The following is a 17,033-nucleotide window of genomic DNA, read 5'->3' as shown; positions in this document are numbered from 1 at the left end:
GCAGGCGGACCGCGCGGCGCGGCGGCACCGGGCCCGTCAGGACCCGGCGCCGCCCCACCGGTCCGCTCAGCCGTGGAGCTCGCAGCAGCTCTCCCGGCGCAGGTGCCGTCCCACTTCCAGCCAGCGTTCGGCCGACATGCCGTGCCGCTCCTGCCCGGTGGTGGCCGGGAAGGACTCCACCAGCTCCTCGCTCCGGAACGGGATCCCGCCGCGCAGTACCGCCTCGGTCCGTACCAGGGAGTCGAAATCGGTGAAGGGATCCCCGTCGACGACCGTCAGGTCCGCCAGCTTCCCGACCTCCAGGGTGCCCAGATCCCGTTCGGCGCCGAAGGCCCGCGCGGGCAGTACGGTCGCCGTGCGCAGCGCCTCGGCGGGGGAGAGCCCGTACCGGTGCAGCGCCCGCAGCGCCAGGTGCAGATGGAGACCCACCGGCACCAGCGGCTGGTCCGTGCCCAGCGCGACCACTCCGCCCGCCTCCAGGACCCGGCGGTAGACCCCGATCTCCGTGCGCAGGGTGCCGAGCTGGGCGTCGGTCGGCGGTGTCCCGGCGAGCTGCCGGACCAGTGCGGTGTCCCAGGGCGGCATCAGCCGGGTGACCCGCTCGTCCCGCGCCAGTGAGGGGTCCGCCCCGACCAGTGGCCCGGCGGTGAACGGGGTGGCGATGAGCCGGAAGTCCGAGGTGGCCGTGTAGACCTCGGTGAGGTCCTGGTACGCCCGCCCGGTCGCCGTCGTGGCGTGTCCGTACTCCAGCCGCTGGGTGGCCTGCAGATGGGTCGTCAGATCCTGGCCGAGCTGGATGCCGGGGGTGCACAGATGGCTTCCGGTGCGCACCCCGAGCCGTTCGTGCGCGAACCGCGCCGCCTCCTCCATCACCCAGCCCGGCGCCCGGACATAGGTCTTGACGAAGTCCCAGTCGAGCCCGGCCGCGCGCTCCAGCGAACGGCGCAGCCCGTCCCGGGTGCGGTGCGCCCGGCCCATGCTGTAGGCCACCCGCGGCCCGTCCAGCAGCTCACCGGTGGCCAGCAGCCGCGGCCCGGCCAGGGCGCCCGCCGCCACCGCCTCCCGCAACCGCGCCTGCTCGTAGGCGAAGCCGCCCAGGGACACCGCGGTGGTGATGCCGTAGGCGAGTTGGAGCGCGGTCTGACGGCCGCCATAGGTGTACTGCCAGGGATGGGTGTGCGCATCCCACAGACCCGGCAGCACGGTGCGGGACGAGGCGTCGATCCGGCGCTTGGCCACCCGTCCGCCGCGGTGCGGCTCCACGGCGGCGATCCGCCCGCCGCGCACCACGATGTCCACGTCCTCGCGGACCGTGCCACCGCCGTCCGAGCCACCCGAGCCGCCGCCATCCGTGCCGTCCCAGAACCGTCCGGCGTGCACCACGGTGTCGGCCGGACGCGGCCGCCGCCGGTCCAGCGGCACCCGCACCGTACGGGTCTCGCCCGACTCGACGTCCAGCAGCCGCAGCCGCCCCGACGACAGGTACAGCACCCGGCGTGAGTCCCCCGACCAGGAGGGGTGGTCGGCGGCCTCGTCGGTCAGCCGCCGCGGCGCGCCGTCGGGGGTGCCGTCGGGCCGCACCGGCAGCAGCCACAGCGCGGACTCCGAGACGAACGCCATATGGCGGCCGTCGGGGGACCAGACGGGCCCGGAGTCGTAACGGTCCGAGAGCGAGGTGTGTGCGGCCACCGCGTGCAGCTTCGCCGCTCCGCTCGCCGCGTCCACGACCCGTATCAGGTTGTAGCCCTCACGGAACCGCTGGTTCAGCCGGTTGCGGTCGCACAGCGCGATGTACCGGCCGTCGGGGGACCAGCTCGGCCGTCCCGGCAGTCCGCCCGCGCCCAGCGGCGCGGCCAGCACCCGTTCGGTGGCGGCGTCGAGATCGCGCAGGACCAGGTTTCCCGACATGTCGACACAGGCGAGCCGCTTGCCGTCGGGGGAGAGCGCCGGATGCACCCGGCCCCCGGACGCCAGAACGGTCTCCTCACCCGAGCCGAGCTCCCGGCGGCGCACCGCCAGCAGTCCGTCGCGGTCGTCGGCGAACACCAGCGCGCGTCCGTCGGACGTCCAGGTGGGCGCCAGGAGATAGCGGGTGGGCGCCGCCCGTACGACCCGCCTGGGAGTCCGGCCGCCCGTGATATCGGCGACCCAGAGGGAGTTGAGCGCGGCGAAGGCCACACGGCGGCCGTCCGGGGACAGCGCGGGCAGGTGGATCCCGCGCACCGGCCGCGCCCCGCCGCCGTCGAAGTCGTAGTCCTTGACCCGGTAGCGGGGCCGCTCGACGGGGAGGGTGGCGCGGAAGGGTATCTCCCGGGACGTGCTCCGGTCCCCCTCCCGCCCACCGGGGCGCACGAGCTGGAACCGCCCGTCCACGGTCAGCAGCAGATCCCCCTCGGCCGTCCAGCGCGGTGGCACCGGATGCGGTTCGCCCTCCAGCGCCACCGGCTTCCCGTCCACCACCAGGGTGCAGGAGGCGCTCGGCGCGGGGGTGGTCCGCAGATAGGCGAGCCGTCCGTCCGCCGCGAGCGCGGGGGTCATCACCTGGGCGCCGGTGGCCGGTTCGGTGTGCTCCAACCGCACCGGACCGGTGCCGTCGGCCCGTACGGAGGCCACCGTACGCGTGTCCAGCACGCTGCCCACCGGCGTTCCGCCGGGCACCCCGCGGACGAACAGCACCCGCTCGCCGTCCGCCGACCACGTCGGGTCGAAGTCCTCCCAGGCACCGTCCTGGAGCGGGCCTTCCTGCCCCGACAGCCCGGTGAGCCGGGTGAGTTCACCGCTGGCCGCCTCCAGCACCCACACCCGGTACGGGCTGCCCGCCACCGGGTCGCCGCCGCGCTCGGAGGCGAAGGCGATCCGGGTGCCGTCGGGCGACCAGGCCGGACCGCGGTCGTCCCAGGGGCCGTCCGTCCGCTGCCGCAGCTCCGAACCGTCGGGGCGCAGCGTCCAGATGTGGAACCCGCCGCCCTTGTACGCGCATATCGCCAGCAGCTCGCCGTCGGGGGAGAAGACGGGCCGGGTGGGCTCCAGCCCGGGCGGGGTGAGCGCGGTCGCCTCGCCACCGTCCCGGGGCACGGACCACAGGACGTTCTGCACCTCGGCGACCAGACGCGGGCCGGAGGCCGCGGAGGAGCCACCGGAAGGGGCGAGCGTCGCGGCGCCGTTGGTGGCGGCGGTGAAGGAGAGCGAGGCGCGCCGCGTCCGCCGGCCGGCCCGCGCACCGGCGGCGGCAGCGGCCTCGACGGGCAGCGCGGTGACGGCGGCGGTGGCGCTCCCGGCAGCCGTGGCCTGGAGGAAGCGCCGCCGGGAGAGGGCGGAAAGGGGGGTGTCCGGCGCGCCCGGGGCGTCCCCGGAGTCCGGGTCTTCTGGAGCGCCGGGGGTGATGGAAGCGTCTACGGCGCCGGGGGCGACTGGAGTGTCCAACGATCCTCCTGTGACACGGGGGTTGTGCGGGGCAGGAGTTCATAAACGGCAGACGAAGCGCTTGATCGTTGCACACCCCACGGGTTCGTGGTCAACACCTTGCTGCCAACAGCCTTGGCTTGGGCCCCGGGTAAGGGGAGAGTTGGCTTCCGTTCCCGCCCACGCTCCAGCCGTGCTCCACCCGCAGTCCATGTACCCTCCAGCCCCCGCTCACGCCCCACTCCACCGGCCCCATCAGCAGGGCACCGACCCGACCCCAGGAGACGAGACCGAATGCCAGCAGGCGGCACCAGCTACCGCACCGACCAGCTGCCCACCCCGGACGGTGTGCGCATCGCGACGTACACGTGGCTGCCGGAGGGCCGCACGCCGCGCGCGATCGTCCAGATCGCCCACGGCGCCGCCGAACACGCCCTGCGCTACGACCGGTTCGCCCGCTACCTCAGCGGGCACGGCTACGCCGTGGTGGCCTCGGACCACCGCGGACACGGGGCCACCGCGGAGTCCACGGGCGGTCTCGGGATCGTCGGCGAGGAGGGCGACAGCTGGCGGGCGATCGTCTCCGACCTGCGCGCGGTCGGCGACCGCGCCCGCACCGAACACCCCGGGCTGCCACTGGTGCTCCTCGGCCACAGCCTGGGCTCGATGCTGGCCCGCGACTGCGCCCAGGAGTACGGCGCGGAACTGGCCGGGCTGATCCTCTCGGGAACCTTCCGCACCCTCCCCGCCACCGAGCTGGAGGACGCGATGGCACGGATCGGGGAGGAGGTCGCGACCGGCGGCCGCACGGTGCTGTCCACCTTCACCCCCACCCTCTTCGCCTCGTTCAACGACCCGTACGAGTTCGGCACGGGTTTCGAATGGCTCACCCGGGACCCCGCGGAGGTGGCGTCGTACGCGGCGGACGAGCGGTGCGGCTTCCCGTTCAGCGCGGGTCTCGCCCTGGACTGGGTACGCGCCGTACGCAAGATCAACGACCCCCGGCAGCAGGCCCGGATCCCGGCCGACCTGCCGGTGCACCTGGCGGTGGGCACCGAGGACCCCTGCAACCAGCGGATGACCCTGGTCTACGAACTGCTGGAGGACTTCCGCCACATCGGGACGCGGGAGTTGAGCTGGCGGGGCTACCAGGGTGCCCGGCACGAGATCCTCAACGAGACCAACCGGGACGAGGTGCAGGCGGACCTGCTGGCCTGGCTGGACAAGCACGTCTGAGGGGTGGGGGCGGGCCTGGGCGGCTCGGGCGGGCGCTGGGGCCGAAGGCAGGCCCGGGTTCCTGACCTGAGCAGGCTAGGGACCTGGACCGGGCTCGGGGCCTGGACCGGGCTCGGGACCTGGACCAGGCCCGGACCGCCCGGTTCACCGGCTCAGGAAGCCGGAGATCCGCTCCCGGAGCGAGGCCGGGTCCAGCCCCTGACCGGCGAGGTGCTCCTCGATCCCGCCGTAGCGCCGCAGCTCGCGCCGTCCGATGCCGAGCCCGAGCACACGGTGCGGCAGGTCCGGGAGGGCGTCGTTGACGGCGGTGATCGAGGTGCCCGCGAGATATGGCTCGACGAGCACGACATCGGCCGACCCGGTGCCCGCCTGGACGGCCGCGCGCAGCGAACGCTCGTCGAAGGGGCGCACGGTCGTGGCGTAGAGCACGGTCACGTCCAGCCCCGCCACGGCGGCGAGCACGTTGTCCAGCATCGGCCCGACCGCGATCACCACACCGCCGCGTCCTTCCCGCACGGTCAGGAAACGGCCGGGGGTGACATCGCGCGGCGCGGTGTTGCCGTGCGCCGACAGCCGGACGTAGACGGCGTCGTCATCGGCCGCGGCGGCGTGCCGCAGCAGGGTTTCGGCCTCGTCGGGGTGGCCGGGTACATGCACGGTCCAGCCGTCGAGGGTGTTCAGCAGGGCGACGTCCCCGGGTGACATATGGGTGAAACCGCCCGCGGGCCAGTCGTAGGAACCGGCTGCGCTCACCAGCACCCCACCTGTGCCCTGGTGCCCGAAGTCCAGCTTGAGCTGCTCGAAGGGGCGCTCGACCAGAAAGCTGGCGAACGTGTGCACAATCGGCCGCATTCCGGTCAGCGCCAGTCCGCCACCCACCCCCACCAGCAGCTGCTCCCGGATCCCGACGTTGATCACCCGGTCGGGATGGGCGCGCTGGGCCTCGGCGAAGTTCGCGACGCCGATCTCGGCTAGCACGACGGCCAGCCGGGGGTCTTCGTCGAGGAGACGGGAGACGGTGGAGGTGAAGCGCTCACGCATGGTGTCCATGACGTGGAGGTCCTTTCACGGAGACGTTCGGTGGGTGGGGCCGGCGGTGAGGGTCAGCTCTTGGGCTCGACCCGGGCGACGACGACGTGCGGCCGCCCCGGGTGCGGCGCGGTGTACGCCTCGTGGAGAGCCTGGTGATCCCGGCCGTCGACGGTGGCCGTGGACCACCCCTCGGCGGCGAAGCGGGAGGCGATGCCGCCGGGCCAGCCGTGGGTGGCGGAGGCGTTGTCGATCACGAGCGTGTGCAGCCGCTCCAGCCCGACCGCCCCGGCGTACGCGATCGCCTCGTGATTGCTGCCCTCGTCCAGCTCCGCGTCGCCGATGAGCACCCACACGGCGGGTCCGGTGCGCCCCTGCGCCCGCAACCCGAGCGCCGTCCCCACGGCCAGCGGCAGCCCGTGGCCGAGCGACCCGCTGCTGATCTCGGCGCCGGGCACCAGCAGCCGGTCCGGATGGTGCCCGAGCGGGGAGTCGTAGGAGCCGAAGCCCGGCAGCAGCGACTCGCTGAAGAACCCCTTGGTGGCGAGCACCGCGTAGTACGCCATCGGGCCGTGCCCCTTGGAGAGCAGGAACCGGTCACGTTCGGGATCGTCCATGCTCTCCGGCGACACCCGCAGCACCCGGTCGTAGAGCACCCAGAGCGCGTCCAGCGTGGAGGTGGCGGCCGGACCGTGCTTCTCGTCGCCGCTCATCAGACCCATGAGACGGGGGAGGTCGTGGTACGCGTCGGCGCTGTGAACTGCGGTGGAGGTCATGGGAAGAGCGTGCAACTTCAAGCGGACTTGAAGTCAAGCGCCCGATGTCGCCCACCTGGCCCGGCCCCCGGCCCGCCTAGGATCGACCGCCATGACGTCGACTTCCGACCTCCTCACCATCGGGGAGCTGGCCACCCGCAGCGGCCTGGCCACCTCGGCCCTGCGCTACTACGAGGAACTCGGCCTGATCCACTCCCGGCGCACCGCCGGCCGCCAGCGCCGCTTCGCCCGCTCCACGCTCCGCCGCGTCGCGTTCATCCGCGCCGCTCAGCAGGTCGGCCTCTCCCTCGACGAAACCCGCGCCGCCCTGGACCGCCTCCCGGCGGACCGTGCCCCCAACGCCACCCAGTGGAACGCGGTCGCCCGCGCCTGGTCCCACCGCATCGACCAGCAGATCGCCGACCTGGAACGGCTGAAGCGCAAGCTCACGGGCTGTATCGGCTGCGGCTGTCTCTCGCTGCGCAAGTGCACCCTCTACAACCCCACCGACACCGCCGCCGCCCTCGGCCCGGGCGCGCGCTACCTCCTCGGCGACGAACCGCAATCGACTGGCGACTCAACGTGACCATGGCTGCGCGCGCCTGCCCCCACCTCCCCTCCGCACCGCCGCCCACCTGGCGGAGATCCATCCCCCGCCCCCTGCTGGCAGCGACCACCCCCTGAAGTGCGGTATTGTTCTCGTGCGCGGTCGGCGAGGGCAAAGGCCCGAGCGGGACGAGCACCGGGACGTGGCGCAGCTTGGTAGCGCACTTGACTGGGGGTCAAGGGGTCGCAGGTTCAAATCCTGTCGTCCCGACCAGCGTTTTCGCAGGTCGGAGGCCGTTTCCGCAGAGATGCGGAGGCGGCCTTTTCGGTGTTTTCGGGGGTTGTGGTCGCATAGCGGTCGCATGCGCGGGACGGGCGCCTGGAGCGCTGGGGCAACTGATGGCTCTGGCCGGTGCTTTGCTGACGGTGATCTGGTTGTGGAGTCGTGGGCTGTGGTCGCAGGGTGGTCGTGGCTTTGGTAGCTGCACCCTCTGTTCGGCGGTGGTGAGGGTTGCGTCGATGGCGTTCACGGCGGTGCGGGCGGTTTGGGCGCCCTGCGCGCCCTGCACCGGCGCAGCTTGATCGACCATGATCGGTACGCCCCTCACCAGGCCGCGCGCGTTCACCAGCTCATCCAGCGCGCCACCCGCGACACTCTCACCTTCGAGCAGCACACGCAGTACGCCCGCACCGCCGCCGACGCGCTGATGGACGCCTGGCCCGAGATCGAACGCGACACCGCCCTCGCCCAGGCCCTGCGTGCCAACACAACGGCCCTCACCACCCACGCCGAAGACGCCCTGTACCGCCCAGCCGCCCATAAGGCGCTGCAGCGCACCGGTGCAAGCCTCGGGGAGTGCGGTCAGGTCACCGCCGCCATCAACCACTGCCAATACCTCGCCACCACCGCCCGCCGCCGCCTCGGCCCGGACCACCCCGACACCCTCGCCGCGCGGCATAGCTTTGCCCACTGGCGGGGGAAGGCGGGGGATCCGGCCGGCGCCGCGGACGCCCTCGCCGAACTGCTGGACGACACGCTGCGGGTGCTGGGCCCCGACCACCCCGACACGCTCATCACCCGTCACCGTCTCGCTGGCTGGCGGGGAGAAGCGGGAGATGCGACTGGCGCGGCAGCCGCCTTTGCAGAACTGCTCGCCGCCCGGCTGCGGCTGCTCGGCCCGGACCATCCCGATACGCTCGCCGCCCGGCACAGCTTTGCCCACTGGCAGGGACACAAAGGTGACGCAGCGGGCGCCGTGGTCGGATTCAGGGAACTGCTCGCCGATCGCGTACGGGTACTCGGCCCGGAGCACCCCGATGCACTCTCCACCCGCCAGCTCCTCGCTTACTGGCTGGGAGAGGTGGAAGATGTAGCTGAAGCTGCGGCCATCACCTCCGAGTTGCTGGCATTTCGGCTTCGTGTGCTGGGCCCCGATCACCCTCACACGCTGGCGACCCGCCACAATTTTGTTCACTGGCGCGGCCAGTCGGGGGACGCAGCCGGCGCCATAACCGGGTACGAGGATCTGCTGGCCGATCGGATACGGCTACTCGGCTCGGACCACCCCCATACTCTGGCCACCAGGCACAACCTCGCCTGGTGGCAGGGGAAGGCGGGGGATGCGGCCAAGGCTGTAGCCACCTACGCGGAACTGCTGGAGGATCGGCAGCGGGTACTGGGCCCGGACCACCTCGATACCCTCACCACCCAACGCAACCTTGTTCACTGGCAGCGGGAGGCGGAGAGGACGGCCCGGCCGTCTACAGCCGTAGAGAGGCAGAAGCCTTGATCGGAATCGCTGCCAGCCTCCTACGCACCGTTCCAGCCCCTGGCATGTGACGCTCTCATGGCCCCGGCCGTGGTCACTCATGCGGTCTGTCCGATCTGGCGCGCACTCTGTGCCTTTCCGGCCTTCTCCGCACGGGCCCGCCAAAGGGCGGCTGCTTCGGCCGCCGCAGCTTGGCGGCGGCGCTGGGAGCGAGCCGCCTCGAACGGGGTCGTACCGGAGCAGCTGGAACCACCCGCTGGAACAACTCCCAGAACCCATCCGGCACCAGACGCTCCATCATCGCTGTCCCGGCCGTCAGCCTAGTAATCAAGCCAGTTGAGACGGTCTCTTATGTGGGTGCGCCGCATCCTTGATGTGTCGCCAGGTGGCGGGGGACGCTCTGAGGGCCAAGGTCATGTCCGGTGTTCGGTGACCTCGTGCGGTTCCTGCAGTGCCCGCAAGGTGTCCGCGAGCGCGGGTGGCGGCGCGGGAACGGCGCTCAGGTGGGCGCTGAAGGGAGCGAGCGGCCCGTCGCGAGTGCTCGGCGTGCGAAGGCACGGGAGCTGATCGAGCGGCTCGTCGCCGAGGGACGTGTCCGGTTTGCTGATCCCGATGACGACGAGGTCGCGGAGTGGCGGCGCGTCGTCAACTACGCGAAGCGGCATGGCCTGGAACCGGCGGGCAAACGCATCGAGAAGGTGTACTACGGCGGGCCTGGGCTGGAGCTGTTCCTTGCGGAGGACCCGCATCCCCATGCGCGGAGTCAGCGACCGAAGACGGGTGGGCCTTCGGTACCTGCTCCCTCGCGATCGGGACGCCTGCATCCGGTGGTAGTTGTGCTCGGCAATGACGAGGGTCAACTGGCGATGCCGCCTGAGCTGCGCCGTAGGTCGCTTCTGCTGCTACAGGGACTTGGTAGCTGAGGCGGTACGACCAGGCGGCCGGGTCGCTGGCGGGATCGGAAGAGCCGGACGCTTGAAGAGACACTCGGCGTGATCCTCGGAGGGGATTGAGGGGGAGCGGTAGCGGACGCTCGGCGCAGGCAGGATGACGAGCGTGCCACGGCAGAGCGCGAACTTCGTTGGCAAGCGGCCACGGGCATGGCGAAAGACCAGGCTGTTCGCGATCAACTCGCCAAGGGGGATGGAACCCCTACGTCAGGGCTGGGGGCCGGAAGTACGGGTGAGCTATCCATCCAGGCTGCGTTGAACTGCTCCAAGGCGTGCGGTCAGGGCGACATGGGCGCCGCGTGGAGGTCGGCGTCGTACAGCCGCCGTATGGGTCAACGGTCGCCGTCACGATCGGGAGGAGGCCATCGTTTGGCGGCTACGCAGAGGAGGGCAAGCTGCCTCCGACACGTCTTGGGACGACACCACCCCCGGTCGGCCCGGGGTGAGGGTCACGTCGAATCGAAGATATGCCGCGACGTGAGGGGTCTCGCCCAGCGGGGCATTGGTGAACCTTTGGGTGATACCAACACTCCGCCGATGCCGTTCGACCAGGGCGTGGGGGCCGACGGCGTGTGCTATCTCGCTGGACGTCAACTCGCCTCCAACGGCATCGCTGGCCAACTGTTCCCGGGCCTTGAAAGCCGTCCGATAGAGGGTTTCCAGTTCCCGCTCTCTGAGGTCCGGCCCCTGGCGGGGGCAAGCCTTCAGCGAGCGCGTCGTCACCGAGACGCCCAGGGCGCGCGTGCGGGTGACGGTGTAGGAGTAGCAGCGAGTGACCTGCCCTTGTCCTCCCGCGATCGGGTTGCCATTGTCATAGGGAGACGTGAAGGCAGCCACCACCTCGGCGACCGTGTCGTGGACCGCGTAGGACTCCAGGTTCGCCGTCCGCGAGACCTGCCACAGCATGAAATGAACGCGTGCGGATGAGGGGAACGGTGTACTGCCGTTCTGTCGGATGGCGCGGCCGAACGCATGAGCCAGGTCGGTGGACGCCTTCATGGCCGCCTGCTTGTTGCGGTTCGCCATCCTTTCCTGCGCGAAGTACAGACTGACGATGCCGATGAGTGCGAGGGCGCACACCGCACCGAGCGCCTTGGCCCACGGCGCGGTGCGTCCCATGCCGGGACCACGCCTCAACGGCGTTGCCTCCTGCTGTCCGGCGCGTCATTCGCCTCACGCAGACCTCCGATCGCCTGCTGCATAGCGTCAGCGTACGCGGAAGTTCCGGTCTTGTTCGGGTGATAGCTCTCCCTGCTGATGCACCAACTGTCTGTCGAGAGACACTTGAAGTCCCCCGCGCCGTTCTGCGCTTTGACGAGCTTGTTGATTCCTCCGGGGGTGGGGTGGCACAGGCTCGTTTTCCGTCGAAGCTGCGGTCGGGGTTCACATGGACGATGTTCTTGTCGCCGAGACTTTCTACGGTTTCTATTTCGGCCTGCTGCATGTAGACAGCCATGCGGTTGAGGATCTGCGCGCCCGTGGTGCCCACGCCGGTCACACAGGTGAGGCCGATGCTTCCGAAGAGTTGCGGATACCCCATGATCGTGATCTTGGTATTCGGCGCCTTGGAGCGGATTCTCATCCTTTCCGGCGTCGTTCCGACCGCTGAGTGATCGCGGCTGCGAGACCCAGGCAGAACAGCACCCCCGCGGCAGCGGCGGCCAGTGGGGAGCCACTTGTATGTGCGGGCCACATCCAGGGGTACGGACGGCCAGCAGGCCCCAGTCCGATGAGTCCGCACACGATGGGTACGGCGGCCACCGTGACAGGACCGTACTGGGCATCGGCGAAGCGCTGAACGAGCAGACCGGTTCCGAGATAGCCGAGAAAGTTGCGTGCCGCCGCGAAGCCGAGGGGGAAATCGAGGAGAATGCCCTCGACCGAGGCGACGACCAGTACCGTGCAGCCGGCAACCACCGCCGTTCCGGCTTCCCAGCACTGTACGGACCGAACCGCCGCCGCACCGGACTCCCACGGTGTTCGTTTCAGACCGTAGAGCATCGCGCACGCGGGGAAGACCGGAAGCACGAGCGGCACAGGGATGCCCCCGGACGATCCGCTGAACAGTGACGGCACGGGAAGGTTCGAGTCGGCGAGCAGCGGTGCGCAGATCATGCACGCGCCGAGAACCACGGCACAGGTCAGCGCGGCGTGAGCGCGGAGCCACCAGATCACGTCGGTTTCTCCGTGGCTCGGGTGAACGCGGACAGCGTCAGTTCGGGCTTGATGGAGCAGTCGCGTACGGAACGCATGTTGCGATCGAACCACGTCCTTTGCGAGGAGCGCGGTAACTCACGCACCTTCTCCGCGTACCGCACGTGTTCGGCCGGCCATTGCAACGCATCCGGCCGGACACCCGCAGTCATGGCGAGCCAGGGATAGATGACCGAGACAGCCTCATCGCCCGGGTACGCGGCACCCGGTGTGAGTGCGCATGCGGGAGGGTCCAGCGGAAGCAGGCTGGTGGCCGTCACGCTCAGGACGGTCTCACGATCCGGTACGACCTGGCTGAAGGCCATCTGCCCGGGCGGTGTCAGGCCGGCAGTCCGCAGTCGGCGTTCGGCCACATGCGACCAGCGAACGAAGTCGGCCTGATGGTCGAGCTGTTCAGGCCACAGGCAAACCTGAGGCTGGTTCCCCACGCAATGGAGGGCGGTACGATCACGCGCCTGTTCGCCGTCGAGTCCCAGGGGCTTGGCGACCACCACGGCGGCGACCAGCCCCGTAACAGCGACAGCGGACGAAAGAATCCAAAATCCTCTGCGGCTTCCGACGAACAGGAAGATCCACACGGCCGCGAGAGCCCCGATGGAGAAGAGCGCGGTCGCGCCCAGGCTGCGAAGTGAGGGCTCCTGATCCAGGCGGCAGCAGTCGCCGATGCCCTGGCCATTCAGGTGCCTCAGCCACGCCGGGCGATCGAGGGCCGCCGGCCAGAACCCCCAGAAGTACCCGAAGACGAGCATGAGGGCAGTACCGAGCAACCTGGGCAGCCAGCGGCCTACCAGATAGCCGACGGCCACATGCGAGATCACGACGGTGTAGGAAACCGCGAGCACTGTCCAGTCCGGTCCTCCTGGGGTGTCGCGCGCGGGACCCGCGAACGCCACGAGTGCTGCGAGGATGCCGAGCACCCCGAGAAGAGCGACCGGTGCGAGGTGCTCACAGGCCACCCTCAGGTCACTCCGACTCGGCGCCCAAGTGGAGATGGCCGCTTGCTTCAGGCGCCCTGACTCCCACGCGGCACAGGCGCCACAGACAGCGCTGACGACGCCGAGCACGATAGTGGATTGGGCAGTCACCGATTCCCAGTACGGGATCGTCGAGTCCGTGTTGCCAGAACTGAAGAACAGGAGAGCCGGGACGAGGAGCAGGGTTGCCCACAGAGCTGAGCCCGAACGGAGCAGAGTCTTCCAGCGCATCTTCGCTCAGACCTCCCCGCGAACGAGCGACCGGTACGCCATCTCGGCCCGGCGGTCGACAGGAACCTCATGAGGAGCCAAGGCCAAGAACTCTCCGACATCGCCTTGGAATGTGACGTCTCCCCGGTCGAAGACCATAACCGTGTCGTAGATGTCGGCGAGATCCTCAGTCTGGTGGGTGGACACCACGAAGTGGACCGTTTGGGTTAGCTCCGCCACGAGCTCACGGAAGACGGCGCGCTGCACTGGATCGAGCCCGGCGGTCGGCTCATCGAGCAGAACCAGGTCCGCTTGGTGCACCAGGGCCTGAGCAATCCCAAGGCGTCTCAGCTGACCGCCTGACAGCTCGTGGCTGCGTCGCGAGCCCAGCTCGCCGAGCTTGACATCGTCGAGTGCTTTGGCCGACTGATCCCACGCTTGACGTTTGGACAGTCCCTTGAGCCAGCCGGCGAACGCGACCTGCTCACGGGCTGTCAGCCCGGGAACCGGATTGATGTGCTGTGGCAGCCAGCCGACCCGTCGGCGGTACGCGCTTCGGTCACGCCGCCGAGCGCTGTCGAGCGAGCCGAGGGTAACGCTCCCGGCCCCAGGACTGAGAACGGACGCTCCGAGTGAAAGCAGCGTTGACTTCCCTGCCCCGTTGGGGCCCAGCAGCACTGTGCAACCAGGAGGGAACTCAAGAGTCAGTGCAGCGAGGACAGGCGCATGGGATCGATACCCGAACGTGCAGTTTGCGTAACGTAATGGCACGAGATGTCCGAGGGGAGTGGCGGTTAATGGACAGAGCATGTCACCCGGTCCGCCAGGTGACCGCGCGGGCCGGGTGACATACGGAGCTCAGTACCTGACGTTGACCTTCTCTACTCCTAGACGAATGCCGCTGCCGTCCCCTCCGTTAATCCTTGAGAGGTTGAAGTAGTACCAGTTTTCGCCCTGGCGGCCGAAGTTCGACGTCTCGCAGGTGTTGTTGTCCCTGGCGATGACAGGGTCAGGAAGAGCCCTCCGCTCCTTCTTCAGCTGAATTGTGGCGGATATGAACCTGGAGGCACCATCCACTTTGCACCCGGAGAATCTCACCGTGGTACGCGCGGCGTCGTGATTGAGATCGTGCCAGTGGCGCGACTCCTTACCCGGGAACCAGCCGCCGATGCTGCTGTCGAATCCCCCTTCGGCGTGGGCCACTCCCATACCGAGCAGCCCAACGGCCACGGTCATCGTCGCGACGACGGCCGCGTTGCGTGATGTGCGCACAGACATCTCCAGCATCTAGCATGAATCAACACTCTTTAGGTCCGCTATGAGGCATTTAGCCATCCAGCTCGAACATATTCGCACATCAAGGCGAGGGGATATGTTACGGATAGGAGGAGTGTCCGAAATCAGGCAATCCATGGCTCAAATCAGGCTTTGAAGTTGGGAACTTCAACTGATTCGATCCTCTAGTACTGCAATTGCGGTTGGGGTGACGAGGTCGAGCGCAGTGATCACAAGCACGGAAGGCATCCCGCACTCACCAGCGGGCTGGACCCTGAACACCACCCACGGCCGGGTCGACCTTCCCGGCTCCGGTACCCCGATCGAGGACTCTCAGTGAGCCAGCACCGTCCCGCTCGTGCGTCGGTGTTCTCGGCCGGGTCCTGGGGAACCGCCCTCGCCAAGATCATGGCCGACGCCGGCACTGACGTAGTCATGCATGCCCGGCGGAGTGAGATCGCCGACGCGATCACCACGGCGCACCGCAACCCCGGGTACTTCCCGGATATCGAACTGCCTCACACCGTAACGGCCACCACCGACCCGACCGTCGCGCTGGGAGGCGCCGACTTCCTCCTGCTGTCCATTCCCGCGCAGTCCCTGCGGGCGAATCTCGCTGCGTGGGCTCCGCACATCGGTCCCGAGACATTGATCGTGTCGCTGATGAAGGGCATCGAGCAGGGCAGCAAGCTGCGGGCGAGTCAGGTCATCACCGAGGTGACCGGAGTGAGCGCCGACCGGGTCGCGGTACTGTCTGGCCCGAACCTCGCTCCCGAGATCATGGGCGGCCAGCCCGCCGCCGCAACGATCGCCTGCCCCGACGAGGACGCCGCACGCCGCTTCCAACAGGTCTGCCGCACCCCCTACTTCCGGCCGTACACCAGCATCGACGTCGTGGGCTGCGAGCTGGGCGGCGCAGTGAAGAACGTCATTGCCCTGGCGGTCGGCATCTCCTCAGGCATGGGCCTCGGCGACAACGCCGCGGCCCTGCTCATCGCCCGCGGACTGGCCGAGACCACACGACTGGCCGTGGCCATGGGCGCCTGCCCAGCCACCCTCGCCGGGCTGTCCGGCCTGGGCGACCTGGTGGCAAGCTGCACCTCCCCGCTCGCCCGCAACCGCACCTTCGGCGTCCACCTGGGCCGGGGTCTGAGCGTCGAGGAGGCGACGGCAGCCACCCGGCAGACCACCGAGGGCGTCAAGTCCGCCGAGGCGGTTCTCGACCTGGCCCGTACCCGAGGTGTCGAGATGCCGATCGCGGAAGTGATCTCCGCTCTGCTCAACGACAAGATCACCCTTGCCGAGACCGCCGCCGCGCTGATGCAGCGGCCCCCCAAGCCCGAGCGCTGACCTCTCGCAGCGCTCCAGCCACGCAGGGCTGGAGGCCCACGCCCCGTCGATACGGCGGCGGGGCCTCGTACACCGACCACGCGGGGCACTCATATCGGACCCAGCTGCCCAGGAGCGACGCCACCGGTATCGGGTTTCAGGGGGCCGACCCGGCGTCGACACGCTCCACCAGTTCATCCACGAAGCGCACCCTGGCAGAACCCACTGACAAACGCCGTCTCTCGGCGAGCCGTTCTCGGAACTCGGCAACATTCTGAACCTGCGTAGGGGTGGTGATGGAACGGTGACCGTGAGGCGGGCCCGCGCCCTGCTGGACGAGCACACCGCCGTGCGCGGGCCGCCGGGGACCGGGTGGGACCTGCACTCCGCCGAGCAGGCCGAGGCGCGCCTGCTCGCCTGGATCGACAACGACTTCGAGGACGACCTGCGCGGCGCGATGGCAACGGCAGCTGAGGAATCGGTGCCAGGCGTCTGGCGGGTGACCCTGCGCGTGACGGGGGAGTTCTGACCGTGGGCTGCAGACCTCTTGCACCGTCGGGCAGCCCCGGGCTGCCTAGGACGAGATGGCGTGATGGCCCCTCGCCCTCCCATCAGCCCTTGTCGAGGAAGTCGCGGGCGCCGCGCAGCCTGGTGTTCAGCCGGCGTTGCGTGGCGCCGCTGTCCAGGCGCACGTCCAAGGCTCCCAGGAGCTGCGTGTCCGCCCGGCGGCCGACGGACAGCCGGCCGACGGACAGCCGGGCGGGGTCGATGCCATCGCGTCGGGCGATGAGTACGCCGAGGTCGTAGCGGCTGAGGGCATCGGGTCCGCGAGGTGAAAGACACCGGCCGCGTCCGACGGGGCAAGCTCCCAGAGCGCGGCGGCCAGGTCAGCGACATGCACAGGACAGCGGATGTCGTCCGTGAACAGAGCCCCCCGCCATGTGCCGTCGGCCAGCTCGTGCACCGCCCGTTCGTGGGCGGACCCGCCATCCCCGATGATCAGCGAGGTGCGGGCGACGACCGCAGCAGGATGAAGCAGACGCACAGCGGTCTCGGCGGCGGCCTTCGCGGCTCCGTAGGGAGTCACCGGATCGGGGAGAGCCGCTTCGTCGTAACGGGAGCTGCGGCTCCCGGAGAAAACCGCGTCGCTGGAGACGTGCACCAGCCGGATGCCACGCCGCGCGGTGGACTGAGCAAGGCGGACAGGGCCATCGGCAGTGACCGTCCAGTCGGCATCCCCACTGGACGCGTTGATCACCACGCTGGGCTCCACCGCGTCGATGACTTTGTCGAGAGCACGAGGATCACGGAAGTCCAGCCGGTGCCACGAGACGGAAGGGGTAA

Annotated in this window: 15 protein-coding genes, 1 tRNA gene and 1 pseudogene; 8 read left to right on the top strand and 9 right to left on the bottom strand. The window is 69.6% G+C overall.

Going from position 1 to position 17,033, the window contains the following annotated elements:
* Positions 1–66: 66 nt before the first annotated feature.
* On the bottom strand, positions 67–3,384 hold the full coding sequence (locus NMK44_RS16995) for an amidohydrolase family protein (RefSeq protein ID WP_374215288.1): 3,318 nt from the start codon (positions 3,382–3,384) through the stop codon (positions 67–69).
* 312 nt (positions 3,385–3,696) lie between these two features.
* On the opposite strand from NMK44_RS16995, the gene NMK44_RS16990 reads away from it, so the two are divergent.
* Positions 3,697–4,638 (top strand): alpha/beta fold hydrolase, encoded by a 942-nt coding sequence (locus tag NMK44_RS16990; RefSeq protein WP_254743915.1) that lies wholly within the window; start codon positions 3,697–3,699, stop codon positions 4,636–4,638.
* Positions 4,639–4,782: 144 nt separating this feature from the next.
* On the opposite strand, the gene NMK44_RS16985 is transcribed toward NMK44_RS16990, so the two are convergent.
* Entirely contained in the window at positions 4,783–5,688 is a 906-nt protein-coding gene (locus tag NMK44_RS16985) for a transketolase family protein (protein ID WP_254743913.1), read from the bottom strand.
* 53 nt (positions 5,689–5,741) lie between these two features.
* Positions 5,742–6,443 (bottom strand): thiamine pyrophosphate-binding protein, encoded by a 702-nt coding sequence (locus NMK44_RS16980; protein WP_254743911.1) that lies wholly within the window; start codon positions 6,441–6,443, stop codon positions 5,742–5,744.
* Between the two features lie 91 nt (positions 6,444–6,534).
* On the opposite strand from NMK44_RS16980, the gene soxR reads away from it, so the two are divergent.
* The 4 genes from soxR (at position 6,535) to NMK44_RS16955 (ending at position 9,660) form a co-directional block, all read left to right on the top strand.
* Positions 6,535–7,008, top strand: a complete 474-nt coding sequence (gene soxR, locus NMK44_RS16975) for a redox-sensitive transcriptional activator SoxR (RefSeq protein ID WP_254743909.1) — start codon at positions 6,535–6,537, stop codon at positions 7,006–7,008.
* A 157-nt stretch (positions 7,009–7,165) separates the two neighbouring features.
* Positions 7,166–7,242: transfer RNA gene (locus NMK44_RS16970), tRNA-Pro, on the top strand.
* A 271-nt stretch (positions 7,243–7,513) separates the two neighbouring features.
* The gene (locus tag NMK44_RS16965) at positions 7,514–8,758 is read left to right on the top strand and encodes a tetratricopeptide repeat protein (RefSeq protein WP_254743907.1); all 1,245 of its coding nucleotides are present in this window, start codon (positions 7,514–7,516) and stop codon (positions 8,756–8,758) included.
* Positions 8,759–9,159: 401 nt separating this feature from the next.
* On the top strand, positions 9,160–9,660 hold the full coding sequence (locus NMK44_RS16955; protein ID WP_254743905.1) for a hypothetical protein: 501 nt from the start codon (positions 9,160–9,162) through the stop codon (positions 9,658–9,660).
* Positions 9,661–10,032: 372 nt separating this feature from the next.
* Here NMK44_RS16955 and NMK44_RS16950 read toward each other — a convergent pair whose 3' ends face one another.
* Positions 10,033–10,806, bottom strand: coding sequence for a hypothetical protein (locus NMK44_RS16950; protein ID WP_254743903.1), 774 nt, complete (start codon positions 10,804–10,806; stop codon positions 10,033–10,035).
* A gap of 268 nt (positions 10,807–11,074) precedes the next feature.
* On the opposite strand from NMK44_RS16950, the gene NMK44_RS16945 reads away from it, so the two are divergent.
* Positions 11,075–11,296 (top strand): hypothetical protein, encoded by a 222-nt coding sequence (locus tag NMK44_RS16945; protein WP_254743901.1) that lies wholly within the window; start codon positions 11,075–11,077, stop codon positions 11,294–11,296.
* Here the strand turns inward: NMK44_RS16945 and NMK44_RS16940 are convergent.
* The 4 genes from NMK44_RS16940 to NMK44_RS16925 are packed head-to-tail and all read right to left on the bottom strand — an operon-like array spanning position 11,266 to position 14,372.
* Positions 11,266–11,862, bottom strand: coding sequence for a hypothetical protein (locus NMK44_RS16940; RefSeq protein ID WP_254743899.1), 597 nt, complete (start codon positions 11,860–11,862; stop codon positions 11,266–11,268). The two genes, NMK44_RS16945 and NMK44_RS16940, sit on opposite strands and share 31 nt — an antisense overlap.
* On the bottom strand, positions 11,859–13,106 hold the full coding sequence (locus NMK44_RS16935) for a DUF7224 domain-containing protein (RefSeq protein ID WP_254743897.1): 1,248 nt from the start codon (positions 13,104–13,106) through the stop codon (positions 11,859–11,861). The genes NMK44_RS16940 and NMK44_RS16935 overlap by 4 nt, the downstream gene beginning before the upstream one ends.
* A 6-nt stretch (positions 13,107–13,112) precedes the next feature.
* Positions 13,113–13,895 carry an ATP-binding cassette domain-containing protein gene (locus NMK44_RS16930; protein WP_302888328.1) on the bottom strand — a complete coding sequence of 261 codons (783 nt, stop codon included), beginning with the start codon at positions 13,893–13,895 and terminating at the stop codon, positions 13,113–13,115.
* A 48-nt stretch (positions 13,896–13,943) separates the two neighbouring features.
* Positions 13,944–14,372 (bottom strand): hypothetical protein, encoded by a 429-nt coding sequence (locus NMK44_RS16925; RefSeq protein ID WP_254743893.1) that lies wholly within the window; start codon positions 14,370–14,372, stop codon positions 13,944–13,946.
* A 324-nt stretch (positions 14,373–14,696) separates the two neighbouring features.
* On the opposite strand from NMK44_RS16925, the gene NMK44_RS16920 reads away from it, so the two are divergent.
* A complete protein-coding gene (locus NMK44_RS16920; protein ID WP_254743891.1) occupies positions 14,697–15,710 on the top strand; it encodes an NAD(P)H-dependent glycerol-3-phosphate dehydrogenase in 1,014 nt (337 codons plus the stop codon).
* Positions 15,711–15,999: 289 nt separating this feature from the next.
* Positions 16,000–16,218: a hypothetical protein gene (locus tag NMK44_RS16915; RefSeq protein WP_254743889.1), complete on the top strand. Its 219-nt coding sequence runs from the start codon at positions 16,000–16,002 to the stop codon at positions 16,216–16,218.
* Between the two features lie 82 nt (positions 16,219–16,300).
* Here NMK44_RS16915 and NMK44_RS16910 read toward each other — a convergent pair.
* Positions 16,301–17,033: pseudogene (locus tag NMK44_RS16910) on the bottom strand (SDR family oxidoreductase); the annotation flags it as partial.

This window comes from Streptomyces cucumeris (genome assembly GCF_024295805.1).
GTDB lineage: Bacteria > Actinomycetota > Actinomycetes > Streptomycetales > Streptomycetaceae > Streptomyces > Streptomyces cucumeris.
The sequence above is the reverse complement of the archived record's forward strand: the minus strand, read 5'-3'. Positions and strand labels throughout refer to the sequence as shown.